Source organism: Brevibacillus sp. 7WMA2 (genome assembly GCF_010748895.1).
GTDB classification, from domain to species: Bacteria; Bacillota; Bacilli; order Brevibacillales; family Brevibacillaceae; genus Brevibacillus_B; species Brevibacillus_B halotolerans.
This window is the reverse complement of sequence record NZ_CP048799.1, coordinates 2,707,427-2,728,616: the sequence shown is the minus strand read 5'-3', so window position 1 is coordinate 2,728,616 and position 21,190 is coordinate 2,707,427. Positions and strand designations below refer to the sequence as shown.

At 38.2% G+C, this 21,190-nt stretch carries 18 protein-coding genes; 15 read left to right on the top strand and 3 right to left on the bottom strand.

What is annotated here, in order from left to right; genetic code table 11:
• Positions 1 to 45: 45 nt before the first annotated feature.
• The 6 genes from GOP56_RS10930 to GOP56_RS10905 all read left to right on the top strand — a co-directional run bounded on the left by GOP56_RS10930 (position 46) and on the right by GOP56_RS10905 (position 9,043).
• Complete coding sequence (locus GOP56_RS10930; protein ID WP_163245591.1) at positions 46 to 504, top strand: SAM-dependent methyltransferase; 459 nt, start codon at positions 46 to 48, stop codon at positions 502 to 504.
• A 72-nt stretch (positions 505 to 576) separates the two neighbouring features.
• The gene (locus GOP56_RS10925) at positions 577 to 765 is read left to right on the top strand and encodes a DUF1056 domain-containing protein (RefSeq protein WP_163245590.1); all 189 of its coding nucleotides are present in this window, start codon (positions 577 to 579) and stop codon (positions 763 to 765) included.
• A 5-nt stretch (positions 766 to 770) separates the two neighbouring features.
• Positions 771 to 2,012 (top strand): phage portal protein, encoded by a 1,242-nt coding sequence (locus GOP56_RS10920; RefSeq protein ID WP_163245589.1) that lies wholly within the window; start codon positions 771 to 773, stop codon positions 2,010 to 2,012.
• A gap of 133 nt (positions 2,013 to 2,145) precedes the next feature.
• Positions 2,146 to 2,325 carry an HK97 family phage prohead protease gene (locus GOP56_RS23925; RefSeq protein ID WP_254068379.1) on the top strand — a complete coding sequence of 60 codons (180 nt, stop codon included), beginning with the start codon at positions 2,146 to 2,148 and terminating at the stop codon, positions 2,323 to 2,325.
• 1,993 nt (positions 2,326 to 4,318) lie between these two features.
• The gene (locus GOP56_RS10910) at positions 4,319 to 6,781 is read left to right on the top strand and encodes a hypothetical protein (RefSeq protein ID WP_163245588.1); all 2,463 of its coding nucleotides are present in this window, start codon (positions 4,319 to 4,321) and stop codon (positions 6,779 to 6,781) included.
• A 93-nt stretch (positions 6,782 to 6,874) separates the two neighbouring features.
• Positions 6,875 to 9,043: a hypothetical protein gene (locus GOP56_RS10905; protein WP_163245587.1), complete on the top strand. Its 2,169-nt coding sequence runs from the start codon at positions 6,875 to 6,877 to the stop codon at positions 9,041 to 9,043.
• Between the two features lie 139 nt (positions 9,044 to 9,182).
• On the opposite strand, the gene GOP56_RS10900 is transcribed toward GOP56_RS10905, so the two are convergent.
• Complete coding sequence (locus GOP56_RS10900) at positions 9,183 to 10,124, bottom strand: helix-turn-helix transcriptional regulator (protein WP_163245586.1); 942 nt, start codon at positions 10,122 to 10,124, stop codon at positions 9,183 to 9,185.
• Positions 10,125 to 10,236: 112 nt separating this feature from the next.
• Here GOP56_RS10900 and GOP56_RS10895 point away from each other — a divergent pair, with 112 nt between their 5' ends.
• On the top strand, positions 10,237 to 10,770 hold the full coding sequence (locus GOP56_RS10895) for a dihydrofolate reductase family protein (protein WP_163245585.1): 534 nt from the start codon (positions 10,237 to 10,239) through the stop codon (positions 10,768 to 10,770).
• 162 nt (positions 10,771 to 10,932) lie between these two features.
• Here the strand turns inward: GOP56_RS10895 and GOP56_RS10890 are convergent, their stop codons facing one another.
• Complete coding sequence (locus GOP56_RS10890; RefSeq protein WP_163245584.1) at positions 10,933 to 11,154, bottom strand: VOC family protein; 222 nt, start codon at positions 11,152 to 11,154, stop codon at positions 10,933 to 10,935.
• Positions 11,155 to 11,429: 275 nt separating this feature from the next.
• Here GOP56_RS10890 and GOP56_RS10885 point away from each other — a divergent pair, with 275 nt between their 5' ends.
• From GOP56_RS10885 to GOP56_RS10875, 3 genes are all read left to right on the top strand, one after another.
• Positions 11,430 to 11,855, top strand: a complete 426-nt coding sequence (locus tag GOP56_RS10885) for an ASCH domain-containing protein (protein WP_041752353.1) — start codon at positions 11,430 to 11,432, stop codon at positions 11,853 to 11,855.
• 196 nt (positions 11,856 to 12,051) lie between these two features.
• Complete coding sequence (locus GOP56_RS10880) at positions 12,052 to 12,210, top strand: hypothetical protein (RefSeq protein WP_163245583.1); 159 nt, start codon at positions 12,052 to 12,054, stop codon at positions 12,208 to 12,210.
• Between the two features lie 182 nt (positions 12,211 to 12,392).
• A complete protein-coding gene (locus GOP56_RS10875; RefSeq protein ID WP_163245582.1) occupies positions 12,393 to 13,817 on the top strand; it encodes an IS1182 family transposase in 1,425 nt (474 codons plus the stop codon).
• A 58-nt stretch (positions 13,818 to 13,875) separates the two neighbouring features.
• Here GOP56_RS10875 and GOP56_RS10870 read toward each other — a convergent pair whose 3' ends face one another.
• Positions 13,876 to 14,787, bottom strand: a complete 912-nt coding sequence (locus GOP56_RS10870) for a PIG-L family deacetylase (RefSeq protein WP_163245581.1) — start codon at positions 14,785 to 14,787, stop codon at positions 13,876 to 13,878.
• A gap of 281 nt (positions 14,788 to 15,068) precedes the next feature.
• On the opposite strand from GOP56_RS10870, the gene GOP56_RS10865 reads away from it, so the two are divergent.
• From GOP56_RS10865 to GOP56_RS10845, 5 genes are all read left to right on the top strand, one after another.
• Positions 15,069 to 15,641, top strand: a complete 573-nt coding sequence (locus GOP56_RS10865; protein WP_101668871.1) for an RNA polymerase sigma factor — start codon at positions 15,069 to 15,071, stop codon at positions 15,639 to 15,641.
• Positions 15,619 to 16,596 (top strand): hypothetical protein, encoded by a 978-nt coding sequence (locus GOP56_RS10860; protein WP_163245580.1) that lies wholly within the window; start codon positions 15,619 to 15,621, stop codon positions 16,594 to 16,596. Before GOP56_RS10865 ends, GOP56_RS10860 begins: the two co-directional genes overlap by 23 nt.
• A 235-nt stretch (positions 16,597 to 16,831) precedes the next feature.
• Positions 16,832 to 18,613, top strand: coding sequence for a stage II sporulation protein P (gene spoIIP / locus GOP56_RS10855; RefSeq protein WP_163245579.1), 1,782 nt, complete (start codon positions 16,832 to 16,834; stop codon positions 18,611 to 18,613).
• A 267-nt stretch (positions 18,614 to 18,880) separates the two neighbouring features.
• Positions 18,881 to 19,432 carry a sigma-70 family RNA polymerase sigma factor gene (locus tag GOP56_RS10850; RefSeq protein WP_003339929.1) on the top strand — a complete coding sequence of 184 codons (552 nt, stop codon included), beginning with the start codon at positions 18,881 to 18,883 and terminating at the stop codon, positions 19,430 to 19,432.
• The gene (locus tag GOP56_RS10845; RefSeq protein WP_163245578.1) at positions 19,411 to 20,790 is read left to right on the top strand and encodes a DUF4179 domain-containing protein; all 1,380 of its coding nucleotides are present in this window, start codon (positions 19,411 to 19,413) and stop codon (positions 20,788 to 20,790) included. Before GOP56_RS10850 ends, GOP56_RS10845 begins: the two co-directional genes overlap by 22 nt.
• Positions 20,791 to 21,190 lie beyond the last annotated feature (400 nt).

The window sequence follows — 21,190 nt, the reverse complement described above, 5'->3', positions numbered from 1 at the left end:
AATATATTGAATTTAATTTATAGGTCAAAAGGAGATGAGATTTCAATGTTTCAAGTTAAACCAATTGGTTTTGTTGAGAATAAAAGAGAAGATTTGTCTCATGATTTTTGGGGGGAAGAGATTTCTACTATTACATTAGCTGATCATATGAAAGATAGTAGCTTGGATGGTATTGACGAGTACTCACATATAGAAATTATTTTTTATTTTGATCAAGTCCGAGACGATGAAATTGAATATGGTTCTAAGATTCCAAGAAATAATCCTAATTATCCTAACGTAGGGATTCTTGCTCAACGAAGTAAATATAGACCCAATAAATTAGGGTTAACAACTGTAAAACTATTAAAAAGAGAGAATAGAGTTTTATATGTACAAGGTTTAGATGCTGTTAAAGGTACTCCAATACTTGATATTAAACCTGTTTTAAAGGAATACCTTCCTAGAGAAGAGGTAAGGCAGCCTCAATGGTTTAGTGATTTAATGAAAAACTATTGGTTGTGATAGTAAGATAATGAAAAAATCATCGTTATATATGCGGTGATTTTTTATTATGCAATTTAAAGGAGGGAGAAAGTGAAGTACTTACGGTTCCTGCTATTATTTATCGAGGATATTCTCATTCTCTCTGGATGTGCTTGTATTACGACAGCCACCTACTTACTAAATGGTATCGCCGGACTTTATGTATCCGGTGTTTTTTTATGTCTTTTAGGCTTTCTAATCGGCAAGAAACTGTCGAGTGTACCTGACGACAGGAGGTGAAAGCAATGATATTCAGGAGCTTATTTCAAAATGAATCAGACTTACAGAACCCGAAAGACTGGCTCATTAATCTACTTGGTGGATCAACAACATACAGTGGGGAACGCGTAACAGGTGACACAGCTCTATTAAACAGTAATGTCTACACATGCGCGAGTATCTTAGGTGGTGATATCGGCAAGCTACCGATCCAGATTTTCACTCGCAAGGGAAACAGAATCGAACGAGATCGAAACCATTCTGTCACGAGTCTGCTAGGCATTCGGCCTAATCCGTATATGAACGCCTACACGTTTAAAGAGTTGCTACAAGTACATGTAATGCTATGGGGAAATGCCTACGCTCTTATTGATTGGGGATGGAATGGCAGACTGGAGGCATTATGGCCCTTAAATCCATCTGTAACGGAAGTAACCACCGATCCGAACACAGGTGAAGTGTGGTATACAACGACTTTACCAAATGGGGAGCAACGTAAAATCCCGTGGTTTGATGTACTTCACTTAGAGGCTATTAGTAAGACAGGATTAAAGGGTATCTCCCCTATTTCAGTAATCCGTGAAAAGATCGGAATTCAGCAAGCGTCAGATAAATTCATCGGTACGTTTTATGCGAATGGTACGACTAGTAGAGGGATTTTAAAAGTGCCAGATATCTTGCAACCGGAAGCTAAGGATCGAACAAGAGAAGAGTGGCAGAAATTAAATACTGGATTAAATAACGCTCATAAGGTTGCCATTTTAGACGGGGGTTTGGATTATCAAAGCTTAGGAATGCCGTTGAAAGATGCTGAATTTATTGAGACACAAAAGTTCGGCATTGGTGAAATAGCCAAAATCTATAAAATTCCACCCCATAAGTTAGGACAGTTGGATCGGGCTACTTTTTCAAATATTGAACATCAATCCATTGAATACGTAAAAAATACCTTGCAGCCGATCATAACCAATTGGGAGCAAGAAATTGATTATAAGTTATTCACAAGCAAAGAGCGCAAACAGTATTATTCCAAGTTTAACGTGGAAAGCGAGCTGCGCGGAGATTGTCAAAGTCGTGCTCAATACTATAAGGACATGGTATCTATTTCAGCTATCACCTTCAAGGAGGTAAGGGAGAAGGAGAACCAGAATGGCTATGGGGAAATTGGCGATAGACCTATCAATCCATTGAATATGACCTGGTTAGATCAACTTGAAGAGCTACAAAAAACGAAGACTAGCAAGGGGGGAAAGCAAGTAGATGAATAAGAGAGAAACGAGGCATATCCTCCACCCGATCGAAATTCGGTTAAATAAAGAAAATGGCCAACTTTCCATTAGTGGATATGTCTTTAAATTTAATTAACGTAGCAAGCTGATTTATGGGGCATTTTACGAGAAAGTGGCCCCAGGAGCTTTTACTCGCAGCTTGGGGGAAAACACCATAAAAGCCTTGTGGAATCACCGAACGGACTACGTTCTCGGCTCCACTAAAAATCAAACATTACGACTAAGCGAAGATGATATTGGTCTACGATTCGAACTTGATCTTCCTAACAACACCTGGGGTAAGGATGCTTGATGTAACAGGGTTGTTTAATTTACTAGTACAGGTTCTAAAAGTACTAACTTGGGGACAGAGTGGGGACGATACTTTTTTGTCCTCTTTTTTGTCTAAAATTTGAGTTATAGCATTTTGGTGGACCGATAGATTTTGTAGAAGTGAATCGAAATATTTAGCTATCTCTTTAACTCGGTAGAAAGTAATACATGAATGTGGATATCTTTGGTTATTAAGGCTTTTCATGTCTCAATCTTTGTTGAACTATTTTAGTGTGTACTGTACGTCTTGGAGGATTTAGTAATGTAGCAGATGTTTTAAATAATAACAAACCAAAACACTGTCTCTTCTATATGTTAGTTTATGGAGGACAGTGTTTTATTTATTTTTTTGAATTACATATTAATCACCTTACATATATCAAACCTTATTTGGTTGTACATTCATGTTGTAGCTGCATAAATCTAGGAGTGATTAATAGCTTGTAGAATAGCTGATTTTTCCTGCTGAGGTTATACAAATATGGGTTTATCTCTATATTATGGAAAAATATTGGAAAATAGTTTCAAAAAACACCTTTACTAACAGTATTTTTTTGTCTTTTGATTCTGTACAGTTTATCATACACTTTTAACTAGTCCCAAATGATTGAGAGTCTCCTTTGAGAACAACTCAAGTTTCTGAAAGAGAGAATATCTCCATTATACAGGTATGTTGGATTTTCTAGTACTCTGTTTACAGCCGAAGCCCTTCATTAGAAAAGGGCTTCGATTGTAGACAAACTCGTTTTATGCTTGTGACAGGGGTGGGTTATACATAGACCAGATGCAGAAGATTAGGTTTCTTTATCCCAACTTCCCAAATCCAGGCTCTAGGTTTAATAAATTCATTCAAGCAAAAACAAGCTTCAACTGCCTATCCAACTTTTGAATGCCTCTTAATGATCCATCTCAAGCCATTCTTTTTTATTTATCTGCAACTGTTTATTCAAGCATTTCTTGCTTTAGAATAGATATCCTATTTTTTCCTGTATATCTAAAATGAGTAGCTTTTTCTAAGTATTTTACTCGTACATGACAACTTATTTTTTGCCCCATTATGTGGCTGTCGATAAGCCTCTACCCATATAAGCGATAAGGTTATAGTTACCTAAATCACAAGGAGGCATTGTCAAATTTGTACATGGCTGAGGCATACGACCAGATTGTCTGACGCCCTACAGATATGAGCTTTTTTCCATATAATACAAAACAATTGGATAACAATTTCAAAAAAACACCTTTGTTAACAGCATTTTTTTCTCTTTTGATTCCCTACGATTTATCATAAACTGTTAGCAAATCCCAAGTGAAACTACCTTTATAGGAACCAACTCTAAGTTTATGGAAAAGAAAGTTCTCTCTAGTGTGTAGGCATTTAGTACCTTTTGGAACTTTATCTATGGGCTGAAAATTTGACGTGGGATCCAGGGTATTTTGATGCTTGCGTTGAAGCAGATATTCATTTTGAGTTTTTTGGACCTGCTGGTAGCTTATAGGAGGATGTATTGGATTTAGAGGTGGACTAAGGTTGTGAGATTTAATTACGGTCTTATATCGAAGTCAGAAAAATGCCCACTTCATCCTGTTTTAACACATCCGTAGCTTTTCTTGAAGCTGGAAGGCAATGATCAGATATTTTTCTGAGGCTTAGAAAACATTCCCGTGCCTCGTGGACTGAGTAAGTCATCGCAACTTTTAACTCAATCTTTAAAGACGATACTGCTAGTGACGGGGGAAGGACTGGGGTAGTTATGCTGTTAGTAAAATATAGAAAAATGGTATTTCAGACAAAACTTGCCTAGACAACACAGTAACATAGATTGCAGTAGCTACTATTTGGGTATGTGCACTAGGCTCTGATTCATGGCGTTTCAAAAGGCATTTGATCAAATAACTTCCTCGCATAAGCGTCTTCTTTGGGAATTTCCAATGGTGTGACTTTAGATCATATACAATATTTGGAGGGGTAGTAAGTGAAAAAAGTAGTTCTATCCGTGCTTTCTACAGCACTAGTAACTAGCATGGCAACATCTGCATTCGCAGCATCCACTGGTTATTATCTTGGTGGAGTAATCAAGAAATATTATGGCGCAGATGCATTAGTTAATCCAGAAGTTGCTGATATCTTTAAAAAAGAAGCATTTAAATCTTCTCTCACTCAGGACCAAATCTTGTTTGTAAACACCCAAGGTAAAGTAGCTTCTTTACAAGACATTGTTAATGTTATTGATAATGGCCAAACAAGCAAAGATGCGTTCCATAAAGCAACAGGTGATGACTTCGACAAAATTGGTGGCAAAGAAGGCTTCCATACTGTTCTTGACAACGGTACTGTAGATGCTCAAAAGAAAAAGGTACCTGAGCAAGACGGACAACCTGCTGGCGATCTAGTAGTTGAAACCGTAAATGTCCTCAGCAGCAAAGCGATTAAAGTAGCTTTCTCTAAAGCTGTTGTAGCTGTTGCTAAAGAAAACGTAACAGTAGTAAATAAAGAAACTGGTCAGAAGCAATATGTTAAAACAATTAATTTGTCAGATGATAAAAAATCGGCAACTGTTGAATTCTATGAATCATTGAAAAAAGGGTCCTATACTACAACGGTTAAAACTGGAGATAAATCATCTTCTAAAGATTTTAATTTCGCAATTGGGGATGTAGCGAAAATTGAAGTGCAAACCTCTCAAGTAATCCCAGTTAATAAAAATAGCAAGATCAGTTACAAATTACTTGACGCAGCAGGAGTTGATGTAACTGCTGAAAATGAAGCAAATGTAACATTTGAGGCTTCTACTAAAGTAAATCCTGCTGATCATACAATCAAACTTAATAAAGATGGAGATATTGCGTTTGTATATGTATCTGTTAAAAAAGCAGATGGAACTGTTATGAAAAGTAATAAAATCACTGTTAAGGCTGAAGATAGCAAACCAGTTGATCTGATCAATTGGAGTGTTTCTCCTACTACAGTTAATTTCACTGATGCAGATTACAAGCAAAATACTACAGTGAAAGCAGGGTCAACTGATCCTTATGTTTTCCATGTTCAATTTAAGGATCAGTTTGATGTGAAATCTGATTATGCTACTTTCGTTCAATATGAATCTCTTGATAAAAATGTAGCTTTAGTTGACCGTCAAACTGGAAGAGTAACACCAATTAAAGACGGTACAGCTCCAGTTAAAATTTCCATTATGAAAAATGGAAAAACCCTCTATTCTAAAACAGTCGAAATTAAAATGGTGTCTAAAGCAGCACCTAGCAAACTTGAGCTGAAGGAAACTCAAGTAACCGTCTCCTCTTCTCTATCTACTACGAAAGATGTAGTGGTGAATTTCAAAGATCAATATGGCGATGACATTGCGTACACAGGAGATCTATTTGTCAAAGTCAAATTTGGTAAAGAGCTACTACAACCATTAACAGAAAAACAAGCTGTTACTGATAGTAAAAATCACTCTATTACCCTTGTACCTGCTATTGGTAAAGAAGGAACCGCTGTTATTGAATTGTCGCTAGGCGATAAAGTAAAGACCGAACTAACTGTTAAAGTTGAGAAGGCTGGCCAAGTGAGTGGATTTAAAACAGATGGATTTGAAAAAGTACTTGATAAAAATGCCAGCAAAAAATCTTCTATGACTCTTAAAGTTTTTAGTGTTGATGACAAAGGTGTACAAGCAAAACAAATCAATAAGGATCTTTTCTACTCTGTAACAGATGCAACTGGGAAAGTAGTTGAATCTGGATCAAATGCTGACCTTAACATTGATACTACTAAAGCAATTTATGCAATAGGACAAGAGTACACTGTAACAGTTAAAATGGGGGCAAATTTAGGAAGTGCTTACCAGCTATTCTCTGAAAAATTTAAAGTAATTAATACCGAAGAGCTACCGAAAGTATCTTTAACTAAAGGAACAATAGATATTGATTTATCAAAAGGTAATCGTTTTGCAGATAGTGTTCAACTTAAGGACCTTTTCGAAGTTACATTTACCAATGCTAATAGTTCCGATATTACTGTAGATGATTTTACTTTCTCAAGTGATAATACGGGAGTAATTGGAGGAACCGAGGCAATTAACGCGATCGTTAAGAAAGATGGAAATGCCACTCTAGTAATTAAATCTGTGGATGTAACGGTAAAAGGAAAAGCTCATAGTGTAAAACTAGTTCCTCAAGAAATGATGAATGTAACTGTAAATCCTCAAGCTATCGTTACTGATTCTGTTGAATTTAATAGAGCTTTACAAAATGTATATGTGAAAACGATTATTTTGAATGCAGATGTTACAGGAGACTTTACAGTAAATCGAAGTGTCACAATAAAAGGAAAAGATTCAAAGAAAAAGATTAATGGGACTTTGACTATCGAGAAAGCAAAAGAGAATAATGTAAACATAGAAAATATTGAAGCAAACCAATTAGTTTCTAATTAGAAATAATTCTACACATGTATTTTAAAGTGTAAGGAGAAGGTTGATACATGTTTATTATCATCCTCTCCTTACATATCTGAAGGGAGAATAGTAATGGGTATGTTTAATTTTAAAAGGCTGTCTGCATTAGCTGTTTTATCTACTACTGCATTTAGCATGATTGTAACACCAGCATTTGCAAAGGTTACGGTAACGAATTCTAAAATCAATGCGGTGGTTGTGAATAAAGCTACCGAAATTGAGTTTGATAAGGGTACTTCAGTTAGTAAAATCAATTTTAATACATCGGATGTACAGGTTAAGGGATTGCCTGGAAGCACAAAAATTGTAGTAAAATCAGGTGTAAATCCTTCTCAGATAGAGGGATTATCCCAAGTTCAGAAAAATGCAGCAGTCAAAGAACTAACACTAGCTCAAGGAAGTAAAGGTCAAGCTGGTGATGAAAAAATCACTGGGTTAACATCTCACAAAAAATATGTAGTAGTAGTGGATAACACTGTAAATTATGTAAAAGCAGATGGTACATTGAGCGCTACTGAAGGGGAACTAGCAGCATTAACTGGAACAGAAATCACAAGCTTGGACAATAGTAAAATCTACAAGGTGATAGAAGTACCAGCGAAAGTAACACTAGCAGGTGGTAGTGAAGGTACAGCTGGTGACGAAACAATTACAGGTCTAGCAGATGGTACAACATACAAAGTAACAGTAACCGATGCTGTAGGTGAAGAAACACCAATGTATACAGTAGCAAATGGTACATTGACGGCTACAAAAGGTGATAAAAAAGGATTAACAAATGGTGCAGCAGGAATTACAGGCTTGAAAAACTACAACACCTACAAGGTAGAAGTAGAGGCTGTACCAACCGTAAAGCTTGATCAAGACAGTAAAGGTCAAGCTGGTAATAAAAAAATCACTGGGTTAACATCTAAAAAATATGTAGTAGTAGTGGATAACACTGTAAACTATGTAAAAGCAGATGGTAAATTGAGCGCAACTGAAGGGGAACTAGCAGCATTAACTGGAACAGAAATCACAGGTTTGAACAATAGTAAAATCTACAAGGTGATAGAAGTACCAGCGAAAGTAACACTAGCAGATGGTAGTGAAGGTACATCTGGTGACGCAACAGTTACAGGTCTAGCAGATGGTACAACATACAAAGTAACAGTAACCGATGCTGTAGGTGAAGAAACACCAATGTATACAGTAGCAGATGGTACATTGACGGCTACAAAAGGTGATAAAAAAGGATTAACAAATGGTGCAGCAGGAATTACAGGCTTGAAAAACTACAACACCTACAAGGTAGAAGTAGAGGCTGTACCAACCGTAAAGCTTGATCAAGACAGTAAAGGTCAAGCTGGTAATAAAAAAATCACTGGGTTAACATCTAAAAAATATGTAGTAGTAGTGGATAACACTGTAAACTATGTAAAAGCAGATGGTACATTGAGCGCTACTGAAGGGGAACTAGCAGAGTTAACTGGAACAGAGATCACAGGTTTAGACAATAGTAAAACCTACAAGGTGATAGAAGTACCAGCGAAAGTAACACTAGCAGGTGGTAGTGAAGGTACAGCTGGTGACGAAACAATTACAGGTCTAGCAGATGGTACAACATACAAAGTAACAGTAACCGATGCTGTAGGTGAAGAAACACCAATGTATACAGTAGCAGATGGTACATTGACGGCTACTAAAGGTGATAAAAAAGGTCTAACAAATGGTGCAGCAGGAATCACAGGCTTGAAAAACTACAACACCTACAAGGTAGAAGTAGAGGCTGTACCAACCGTAAAGCTTGATCAAGACAGTAAAGGTCAAGCTGGTAATAAAAAAATCACTGGTTTAACATCTAAAAAATATGTAGTAGTAGTGGATAACACTGTAAACTATGTAAAAGCAGATGGTACATTGAGCGCTACTGAAGGGGAACTAGCAGAGTTAACTGGAACAGAGATCACAGGTTTAGACAATAGTAAAACCTACAAGGTGATAGAAGTACCAGCGAAAGTAACACTAGCAGGTGGTAGTGAAGGTACAGCTGGTGACGAAACAATTACAGGTCTAGCAGATGGTACAACATACAAAGTAACAGTAACCGATGCTGTAGGTGAAGAAACACCAATGTATACAGTAGCAAATGGTACATTGACGGCTACTGAAGGTGAGAAACAAGGACTAACAGATGGTGCAACAGGAATCACAGGCTTGAAAAACTACAACACCTACAAGGTAGAAGAAAATAATAATTAAAAGCAGTAAACGAAGAAAAAGGAAGGTATCCCCTCAGAGAAACATACTCTGGGGGGATTATTCTGTTTATTAGAGTGGATAAACTAGGATTTCGACAATCGTTTGAATACATGAGATGATGATTTTGGAGAGATAAGCCTTATTCTTCACCCGCATAAATACGTAAAATTTCCTGAGCCTGCAATCGCAATTTGTCTATTAAATCCCTTGGTTCTTTTATTTGTGCATGGCCCCCCAATCTATAAAATAGCGGAGCGATATAAGAGATTTCACTTTCCTCTATCAATGAATCAATATATCCAGTTCCGTCTTCCTGTGTTGTTACATAGCCTTCTAGCTCAGGGGCACTTTTACATTGACGCACCCCTTCTCTTGAAAGGAGAACATGTAAGCGAATCGGATTTTTTACTTGATTAGAAATAAACCAATCTTCTAAATTCATAAAATCTGCTTCATTTTCATCTGTGGACAAAATAGGAAGAATGCGGTCGATACGAAATAATAATATTTTTTGTTTGTTGTAATCATAAGCAGGGAGATACCATAATCCATTATGAGCATATACTCCAATGGGGTGTATGTATTTTGTCGTGGTACCCGACTTCGATTCATACTGAATATGTACATTTTTATTTGCAATAGAGGCTTCTAGCATATCGGTTAGATAGGGGGCCTCTATGCTTCTTTTGGGATTCCAAAAAGTGATATAGGAGCGCATTTTATCTACTTTTACTTTCGAATCACTGGAAAGCGAATGATAGAGCTTATGTGCAACCGAATTAATTTCAGTATCAAATGGAAGGTTACGATAATAATGGAAAGATTGAAAGGCAAAAAAAATGGAGACGGCTTCTTCCTCCGTAAATAAAACAGGGGGGAGAATGCGATCCGTTAATACTGTATATCCGCCGTTTCGTCCTTGTTCTGCATAGATTGATAGCCCCATATCACTTAAATCTAACAAATACCTATGAATGGTTCGGACTGATATGTTAAATTCGTCAGCTAATTCTTGTGCTGTAAATTTTCTTTTCGTAGTTACAAACATAAGGATATCTAATAAACGCTTGGCTTTTGACATATATCTCACCCTTCTTATTTTACGTGTCAGAAATTGTCATGTTTTAAGGTTAGTATAAAACCTGCCTTACGTGTTTTAAGGGTAAGGACATTTTGAAAAAAGGGGACTAACGATGCCAAGGAACATTATTTTGTTTATTGCAGCAAGCTTAGATGGGTTTATTGCTAAGGAAGATGATGATTTACAATGGTTATTCGAAACAGAGGGAGAAGGTGACAATGGTTATTTGGAAATGTATCAATCGATTGATACAACGATTATGGGGAAAAACACCTATGAGTATGTAAGAAAAATAACGGAAGTGTTTCCATATTCGGATAAAAAGTGTTATGTGTTTTCAACTTCAGAACAAGGTTCAAATGAGTATGTCGAATTTGTAAACGAAAATGTAGTTGATTTCACTAAAAAGCTAAAGGAACAGGAAGGGGCTAACATATGGATGATCGGTGGAGCTGCAATTCTTGATACTTTTATGAAAGAAAATCTAATTGACGAGTACATGATTACAGTTACACCTCATATTTTGGGCTCTGGTATTCCTTTATTTACAGAAAAAAATCCACAAATAGATTTACTCTTACAGGGAACAAAACGCTTTGGGCAATTTGTCCAGCTCCATTATAAGGTGAAACACAAAAAAAGCTAAAATAAACGATGCATCTGGGAAGAAAATGAAATACCAGCAAGGCCCTCTTTCGGCTAGTTGATGGTCGTCGGAGGGCTTTTTCTTAACTTCTTAAAGGATTGGGGCTTTCTTATTTTATTGAATCTTCCGAATGACAGGGGTATAACAACTATGTTCAACGTATTAAACAATAGCACCATCAGGATGCTGGACAGTCATGTTTTTTCCTGTAGGCACCTGTTTAGGCTCTGGAATAAATGAAAGACCGTTTTCTTTAAAGTAGGCTGCAAATTCATCCAGAGAATCTACAACAAAGGTAGCTATTGTAGCTTTAAAAGGAGCAAGGGCTTTCTCCGATCCAGAAAGTAATAAAAAGTTCCCTACTGAAGCAATTTCCAAATTCATTTCGGGATATGTAAATCGGAGGTTACCCCTTTTACAAGAAGGATGAGTCAGCGAAGATATTGTTATTGTCCATGCCTGGGCTTTCAGATAAGAATGAAAATGGAATGAGCAAGTGAGGTCAGAAATTTTTTGCCAGGAAATAGACAGGCAGTATGTAATAATGATACAAGAGGGTTTAGAATTTTGTCCGTCGTGCAATGGGTTGACGGGCAAAGAGAGACATGATTGGTGAACGTGGGATTTGAGATTGATCGTTTTTTGAGGAGGTAGGAAGAGTGAAGGCAATTACGATACATCAACCATGGGCCACACTTATTGCCCTAGGAGAAAAGGAATTCGAGACCCGGGGCTGGCGCACGAATTATCGGGGAGAATTAGCAATCCATGCTGGCAAGAAGGTGGATAAGGACGCATGTAAGCAGGAGCCATTTCGATCTGTTTTAGCCAAATATGGATTAACCGCGGATGACCTACCGACTGGAGCAATTGTTGGGACATGTCTGCTTACAGAGTGCTTGCAAGTGAAAGAACATACCGGCTTTTATGCTTTAGCTGGAGATTCAAAGCACCGGATAGAGGGAAATGAATACGCTTTTGGATGGTATGAACTAGGGCGATTCGCTTGGAAATTAACGAATGTAAAGCAAATAGAACGAATCTCAGTGAGAGGAAGACAAGGATTGTGGAATTGGAATGAATAAAAAAGCTTCCTTCTAATACATACTCTTTAGCGGCAGTAAGATGTAAAGTTCTAGTTTTGAAAAGTCATCAAGAGAGGTGTAGTAGGTGGTTTTTTTGTTTTTTATTTCGAAAGAACCAATTTTGAAGCAGGAGTGTAAACAAAATCTGTTTTGTTGAATCAAATAGGGGAATAAATGAAATAGAGGTTGAAATCTCATGAAAAAACAGAGTTATCTTTCCCTCGGCATTCTCGCTCTTATGCTCTCTGCTGTTTCCACACTTCCCCAAGCTTCAGCTCAAACAGCAAATGCAACAACTATTCAGCAACAATCCCTGAATCTGGGCCAGGTGATGAAGACGGCACATTTTAAGTGAAAAATCCAACCGCTTACATGAGGGGGGAAATGGAATTTTACTTCTTATCATAATAGATGAAAACAAGAAAGCTCTCTTTACATGTAAGAGAGCTTTCAGCGTGTAGACAAAGTACCGAAAGGTATGGAGGTCTGCACGCTTTTTTGTTGAATGTATGAATATAGTGGAAAGGAGTGAGTTTCTTGTTAAAAAGACAAGATTCAGAAGCCCGTTACCAACTGTCCGTTGTTTCGTTAGATGAACTTGTCCCTTCTGATCATTTAGTTCGTAAAATTGAAAAGGCAATTGATTTTACTTTTATATACGACCTTGTAAAAGACAAATACTCGCAAGATAATGGGAGACCGAGTGTCGATCCTGTTGTACTAATAAAGATCGTATTTATTCAATATTTATTTGGAATAAAATCTATGCGTCAGACAATCAAAGAACTGGAGACTGATGTTGCTTATCGGTGGTTTATCGGTTATGACTTCTCTCAACCAATCCCTCATTTCTCTACCTTCGGTAAAAATTATGCTCGTCGTTTTCAAGATACAGATTTCTTTGAAACTATTTTCTCACATATTCTTGGAGAAGCTCTTAAACATCGATTTGTTAATCCTTCTGTTATGTTTATTGATTCTACTCACGTAAAGGCTAATGCAAATAAGAAGAAATACAGAAAGACCATAGTTGAACAAGAGCCTAAAAAATATTTATCTTACTTAACAGAAGAATTAAATCAGGATAGGATTGAACACGGAAAGAAGCCCTTGCCAAAAAAGTCTGAGTCTATAAAGAAGGTAGTGAAGTTGAGCACTACTGATCCTGATAGTGGTTGGTTTATTAAGGATGAAAAAGAAAGATTATTTGCATACTCTTTCCATGCCGCAAGCGATAAGAACGGATTCATCTTAAGTGCAAAAGTAACAGCTGCTAATGTTCACGACAGCCAAATGTTCCAGGATGTTTTAAGTCAAGCTATTCATCAAGTAGGAAAACCGTATGCAGTAGCAGTAGATGCAGGCTATAAAACTCCTTATATTGCTAAAACCCTCATTACGTCTGGTATACGTCCTGTAATGCCATATACGCGACCACGTACAAAGGATGGATTCTTTAAGAGATACGAATATGCTTATGATGAATATTATGATTGCTATGTTTGTCCTGCAAATGAAATATTATCTTATGAGACAACAACCCGTGAGGGGTATCGAATGTACAGATCGAATCCATCAATCTGCAAAGATTGTTCCTTTCGGAACCAATGTACAAATAGCAAGGATTCAGTGAAAAAAATCAGTCGTCATATATGGACGGAATACATAGAAGAAGCTGATCATCTAAGACATACGCCAAAAAATAAAGAAATTTATTCAAGAAGAAAAGAAACGATTGAACGAGTATTTGCAGATTTAAAGGAAAAGCATGGCTTGAGATGGACCACTTTACGGGGGATTAAAAAAGTGACCATGCAGGTGATGCTTGTTTTTGCTTCTATGAATTTAAAAAAGCTCGCTACTTGGCTCTGGAATCCAGAAAAGGGGGAGCGTAAGCTTCTTCAATTACTGACTTTTTACCAACAAAAAATAAAACAAACTCTTCTTATATCAGTAGCATAAGAAGAGTTTGTCCACAGTCTGAAAGCTCTCTTTACATGTAAGAGAGCTTTCTATCTGACTACTGATCATACTTAATATTTCTGGAATAACTCTTATTTCCCCACCAGTACCATTCATCCTCAAACAACTGTTGATCGACAGGATCACCGTTTGCAACCGTTTGACTGTAAACCTCATTTGCATAAGCATAGAAAAGCTTTTTCTTATTCGTTAGAGCCGCTCCGCCTATGTTTGCCTTCTTATTTTTCACATCATACGTAACATATAAGGCTCGATTATAGTTCCCTTTTGCAAAAGTGCTTACTGCATCTGAAGTAGCTTTATGATCCATATGATCCCCAGGATTATACTTACTATCGTTATCCGCCACATTTACCCAAGGATGCTTTGCTCCGACTGCATTTGATTCAAAGTCCATGATTTCCTTTAACATAGAGGTAAAGTCTGACCAGCTAGTGTACGTGGTTGATTTATCCACTGCTGTTATTGATTTATTGCTGTCTCGTAGCTTACTTAACGATTCGTTATTATATTCTTTAGACCCAGACCCATCCATTCCATCTGGTAATCGTAAAAAGTAGCTTACGGAATTGCCGGATGTATAGCGGACGATAGGATGATCGTTAAATTGGGCGATATCTATTGTTAATGGAGTTGGCTTAAGTGCTTTTCTAATAGATGCGACTGCCCCGCGTTCACGGGCTTCCCACCAACCTTTTACAGAACCAGCGTCACCTGCTGTGGTATAAATAAATACTACTTTGGTTTGTGAGGCATGCAAATCGTTATAAGCATAATCACCGCGGAATAACTGCCAGTCATCAGGATGAGCTTGTAAATAGAAGGATATCGATTTGTAATCAGAGGCTGCAAAGGAAGCCTGATGTGGTAATACCGTGCAGATAAGAGCGAACAAAAAGAAAACTTTTAAAACGAGCTTTGACTTAACAAATCTTTTTGAATTCCGCATATAGCAATTCCCCTCCCACTAACGATTGGTAAATCGATGTAATTTTTACCATTATTTTACTTTACATAATATCATTACTTATTTTATAGGACAACAAGTATTTATATCTAATGCTCCCAACTCAGTACGGAAGAAACACCTATCTATACCGATTGATACGCACAGGTCTAAATTTTTTGAGTGTAGGCCTATTGAGATTTTCAGTCTATGGTATTTTTTTATATTGTAGTGTCACAAATCGACTACCTCAGGGTTTATACATAGTGAGAGGAGGCAAACAAGTGGACAAAGTAGAGCTAGAGAATCTGATCGTAGAGATCAAAACCGGTTCTCTTGATAAATTCGAAATCATCATTGATCATTTTCAACAGCCCATTTTTACCTACTGCTATCATATGCTTGGTCACAAACAGGAAGCAGAAGATGCTGTACAGGATGTTTTGTTCAGGGCATATAAGAATTTGGATCGGTATACATACTCCTTGTCCTTTTCTGCATGGCTGTACAAAATCGCCTATAACTATTGTGCGAAGCAATTGAGGCGCAGGAAGCTAAATCGCTTGCTACCTTTTTTCTACAACAGGGATCAAGAAGGCCGCAACTATGTGGAGGAAGAGATCGATCATCATTACCTTGGCGAACCATTATCTAGCATCTGGAGAAGGCTATCTACGGAAGAGCGGACCCTTCTGATTCTGAGGGTGTTGGAGGAAAAGGATTATAAGGAGATTGCGGAATTGATGAACAAGAATCCTGCAACCTTACGCAAGCAATTTGAGCGGGCTTTGAAGAAATGCAAGCATTACTTTGTCAAAAAAGGAGGGATGCTCGATGAAGGACAGAGATCCATATGAGCAAATACAGGAACTGCTTACATCGCAGCCAGTCCCCAAAATTGATGTTAAGAAGAAGCTAATGAAGGCGATATATGCAGATCAAAGACAGGAGGAAAAGAAAGTGAAAAAGAAATTAGGCCTATTATTGACTGTAGGATTGCTGGTAGGAGCATCATCTGTGTGGGCGGGTATCCAGACGATTGAGCTGAAAAACGAGAAGGGTGAAGTAGTGTCCAAAGTCACAAAACGAAGTGAATATCAACAAGAACAAATGATGAAAAATTTGCAACCAGAGGTTAAGGAAAAACTCCACAATAGATCTAAAGAGTTATATAGACAGCTTGACACTGGCAACGAGATTCTCACGAATATGAAACCTGGATCGGCTGTTGCCATCTATTGGCCTATTACAGAACTTCAAAAGCAAAACGAGTTGAACCCACGTCCTTTTATTGACGTGAAGTCCAAACCATTCACCTTTACAACATGGGAGAACATGGAACAAAAAGTAGGGAATCTGTTCAAGCTACCCTCCGAGCTAGGTAATGGTTTTCTTTTCACAAAGGGGGAAGCAGTCTATGATCCGAGCGATAAATATGATCAAGCATGGATGAAAGCAGAACAAGAGAAAACGAAAAAAGAATATATCGCTCAAGAAATCCCAATAACAGATAAGCTTCGTAATGCAGAGGCGGAGTATAAAGGAGAAAAAGGGAGTGTATATGTACAGGTAGATATTAGAAAGGAAGGGAAATCTAAAGTCGGAACTTTTGCCAATACTTTGGAAAAAGGAAAGGTGGAGGATAATGAAGCGGTTTACTCCGTCTTTTCCTCGAAAAATGGGGACAGCAATCACAGCTTACATTGGGTAAAAAATGGAACAAAGGTGGAATACTCTCTTAGAGCTAAGATGAATCTAGTTACGAAAGAAGAGTTGTTCAAAATGGCAAAACAGGTGAATCAGGCGAAGTAATAAGAGCAAAGTTCATCATTATCTAGCTTTCCTCAGAGGGACTTACTTATCATGCAGGGTTTGCAACAATAGAAAAGTAGAAGAAAGGGCGAAGCTTGTCGTTTCGTCTTTTTTCTTTACATTTTGTCAGCAAAAAATGTCGTAGGATGAAGGAATATGTAGATGGAACGAGAACTTCTATTCCATAGGCTGAATTTACCAGTCATAATGAATCAAATAGAGAGGAACGAGGTTCTTGTTTTTACGTGTACATACCATCTTGATAGCTGTTTGTTTCCTACTTTTACTAATGCCTCAATTGCATGCTCAGGCGGCCACCCATGTGGAGGTAACTGTTGATAAACTAAATATTCGCAGTGCTCCAGGTACAACTAACCAGATAGTCGGAACCATCAACAGAGCTGCACGGCTACCGATCCTTACGCAGAAGAATGATTGGATACAGGTGAAGCTCGCCAATGGAAAACCAGGCTGGGTACTAAATAAATATGTGAAAAAGATTGAGATTCCGCAGGTGAAATATGTAAAGAGTAATGTAGATATGCTGAATGTTCGGGCTGAGCCGAATGCGACTGCCCAAATATTGCAGATCATCGATCAAAACGGTGTATTTTTACAAATGAAAAAACAAGGGGATTGGACTCAGATCAAGCTGTCTAATCAGGTTAGCGGCTGGGTAAATGCACGTTTCTTGACGGAAACGGCTGCCCCAACGGCCAAAACGATTCCTGATCCAGTCCCTAATCCGATAGCTGTTTCAGCTCCAGCCTCATCCTTAGCACCTTCTGAACCGGTTGTTCCTTTACAGCCTTCCGTTGCAGAGGTTGGACGAGTGGCAGGGACAATTGTGTTATCGGAAAGCTATGAGGTTTATGCTGAGCCAAATGTTTTAAGCACAGTCATTGGTCAGTTACCTGTCAATACAACAATTACCCATTATGGATATGAAAATGATTGGTACAAGATCAGCTTCAACGGCACAGACGGATTTATTTTTAAACCAGCTTCCCAGGAGAATGCGGTTCAGGTACAGCCTAGTGATATACCGTTTCAGGTACAACAGCTAACTGATATACCGGGGGCGCCTACTCCTAGTACAGGACAAGCTGCTGAAGCAATGATACGTGTACGAAATTCCGATACTAATCTGCGATCTGGGCCTGGAACCAATTACGCGGTTGTCGGAAATGTTCAGCCAGGGCAAATCTACCCGGTTGTCCAGAACGAAGGAGACTGGTATGTCATTCGATTGGCAGACAACTCGACCGCCTATATTGCTAGCTGGATAGTAGATCTTGTCCAGCCAGGCACTAATCAGCCAGTAAATGTACCTAATACTTCTGGAATAGAGTATAACACTGGCATGGTAGGGAACGAAAAAGTCTATATCTATCACACGCATAACCGTGAGTCGTGGCGAAATGTCGCCAGAAACACAAGCGGTAGCTCAGTAGATGATCCCGAAATCAATATTACATTGGTCGGAAAACGGCTAGGTGAGCTGTTGCAAGCACAAGGTATTCAGGCGATGGTGAATCAGGACGATTTTGCCAAAAGGCTAGCGGAGCAAAAGAAAAGCTATTCGCTTTCCTATGCGGAATCATACAAAGCAGTAAGCGCAGCGGCAGCAATGAATCCAAACCTACAATATATTTTTGATATCCATCGGGACAGTAACGAGCCTCGCAGTAAGGTAGCCTTGACCTTACATGACAAGTCGTATTCACGAATGTTGTTTGTCATTGGTACAGCTCACCCGAACTATTTGCAGAACAAGAAGCTCGCGGAAAATCTGCATGCCCGTTTGGAAGCCGCGTATCCCGGCTTATCCCGGGGGATTATCCTGAAAGGTAAGAACCAAGGGAATGGCGTGTATAATCAGTCAATCTCTGAGGGAAGCCTGTTGCTTGAATTTGGCGGCACTAACAATACCTTGGAAGAATGCTACAATACGGCAGAAGCATTTGCCAATGTGCTTGTGAATTATATGTTTGAATCGCAAATGGCAGTAAAGTAAAAGAATAAGGCTTACAGGGCAATGGGTAAAGAAGCCTGTTTTATGAGATATGTTCCGATCAGCGGTATGATATACAGGAAGTAAGGGACTGTATCCTGTGAAAAGTTATTCATTGTCTCGTAGATATCAGAGAAATCACAAGAAAAAATCCTCCATAGTGAGGATTTTTTCATTTTTTGTTCCCTGTTGCCAAAAAATTTTAAAAAAGGTGTGACACGAACCGCAGCTCATGGATCAATATATGTGAGCGGACAGAGGAGTAACGCCATGGATTTGGAATTGCATGAAACCAACGAAGCCATCATGGAAAGAATTATGAACGAATATGGAAGGAGAGTCGTACATCTTGTTTATTTAATTGTAAAAAATCGGACATCTGCTGAGGATATTGCGCAGGAGGTATTCGTAAAAGTATATCGTCACCTGCCTTCTTTTCGAGGGGAATCAAGCATTCAAACATGGATTTATCGAATTGCCATAAACGAAGCCAAGAAGCATGTCCGATCCTGGTACGTTAGAAATATCTTCCCATCTTTGTTTGGGGAATATCTGCATACACAAAAAGAGCAGGATGAGACAGAGCCACTGGTCATAATGCAAGTGGAACGGAAGGAATTCGTACAGCTCGTACTGAAATTGCCGCTCTCCTACCGTCAAGTCATCATTCTTCATTATTATCAGGACTTATCTATTGAAGAAGTAGCTCATGTTCTGGAAACCTCTCAAGGTGCAGTGCGAAACAAGCTTTACCGGGGACGAAAAAAACTGAAACAAATGCTTGAGCGGGAGGGATTGTCATGGACATCGATCAAGAATTAAAGGAGTTTCAATATAGTGATAAAGGTCCGATCCTTTCCGAGTTAACATTTACCCATGAAATGAAAAATCATGTACGGGAGAAAATGATCATGACATCAAAACCAAAGCGTAGAATCTGGTACTGGACGTCCTCCTTTGCTGGATTATTGATTATCCTGTTGGCACTAACGGGAATGCCTAGTGCGGATACCATAAAGAATCTGTTTCCTACACTTACCAATACTCCACGAATCAGTGCCTTTGTGGCATACGGTGATGAAGAGCTGAAAGCCTTTCATGAAAAAGGGTTGACTGTTCCTTATCATGTAAGCAAAACCGATCAAGGAGTGACTGTCACAATAACCGATTTGTTCTTTGACGGACACCAGTTGGCTATTGGGTATCTGGTTCAAATGCCGCCGGAGAAAGATCTCAATAGGGGTTTGTTTTCTGATTATCTTGCTGATTTTAAGGAACTTACTTTGAATGGAAATGGAGAATCTTTTTTAAACGGTGGAAGTACAGACGTAACACGAATCGGGGATCATTTGTATGCAGGGATTAACTCTGCTTATTTAAAAGAAGGGGTACCAAATGATTTTAAACTCCACGCACAGATAGAACGAGTGGGTTTAGTAGGAGGAAGCGGGAAATGGCAGTGGGATCTTGAATTTAAAATGCCCGATTCTCTAAAAGCCTTGCAACGAACAGTTCCTCCACATTTTGAAAAGGATCGGAACGGATTACAATTCACAGTTAAAAACATCAGGAGAAATGCTACAGGAACAACCTCACAAATTATAGTCAATGGTCCTGGAGAGAAGCTGAAGAATCTTCGTATCACCTTCTATGACCAATATATGAATAGACGACCGAGTTCTTTCACGGAACACTTTTTAAATAACAATACCAAAGAATACGAACTTATACTTTCACTAAATGGAGAAGAACCATTTATTTACATGGAGCCCCGTGTGTTAGTGGAGAAAGAGACAGAGCTAGAGAAGTCAAAAACAAAAGAAAATCCTCCAAAAAATGCAGAGATTGATCTATCACAGCCATTACCTTATGTATTGTCCGAACAACAAGGAGACTTTATTCTAAAAAAGGTAGATTTCCTTTCAACAAAAACGGTTATTCATTATGAGATTAAAAATCCCTTTAATCAATCCCGTTTTTTAAGTATAAAGGATGAAAAGAATAACAAATATTACAGTTCACCTAAAATTAGAGAGTTTACTGACACCTATTCGTTCATGGAAGAATTTCCACCCTTTCCATCTTCAAAAAATTTGAAGCTAGTCGTTCCTACAGATGTTATGAACAAAGAAGAGCAAAAGATTCGTGAACAGAATTTAATCAAGATTCCTTTACTTTAAATGGTACTAGGAATGGTGAAGAGTAATTGTCATTCTGATTGGATCAGTACAGCTTGCTGGAAGAACCGGAGGGAAATTCCCGCAGTATCTTCTTTTAATAACTGCTTATTCTCGTAGCATTTTAGCCTCAGGACTTTTTTCTCGCTTCAAATCTATAAAACTGAAACAACAGGAGCGAAGCCTTGGAAAATCTTTCCCACCTGCAAGGCTTCGCTCTCCTATTAAAAAATCTTCTATACATCTAGGTAACAACTTGTTACCAAACTGCTTTGACCAAAAACATATGTACTATAAGCAGTGAATCCACATAAAAGCCCTACTTATACTTAACATTCATACCTAGCTGTAGCAATGATTTGGGTTAAGCGAATCCATGCATTCATAAAATACAAATCTATTT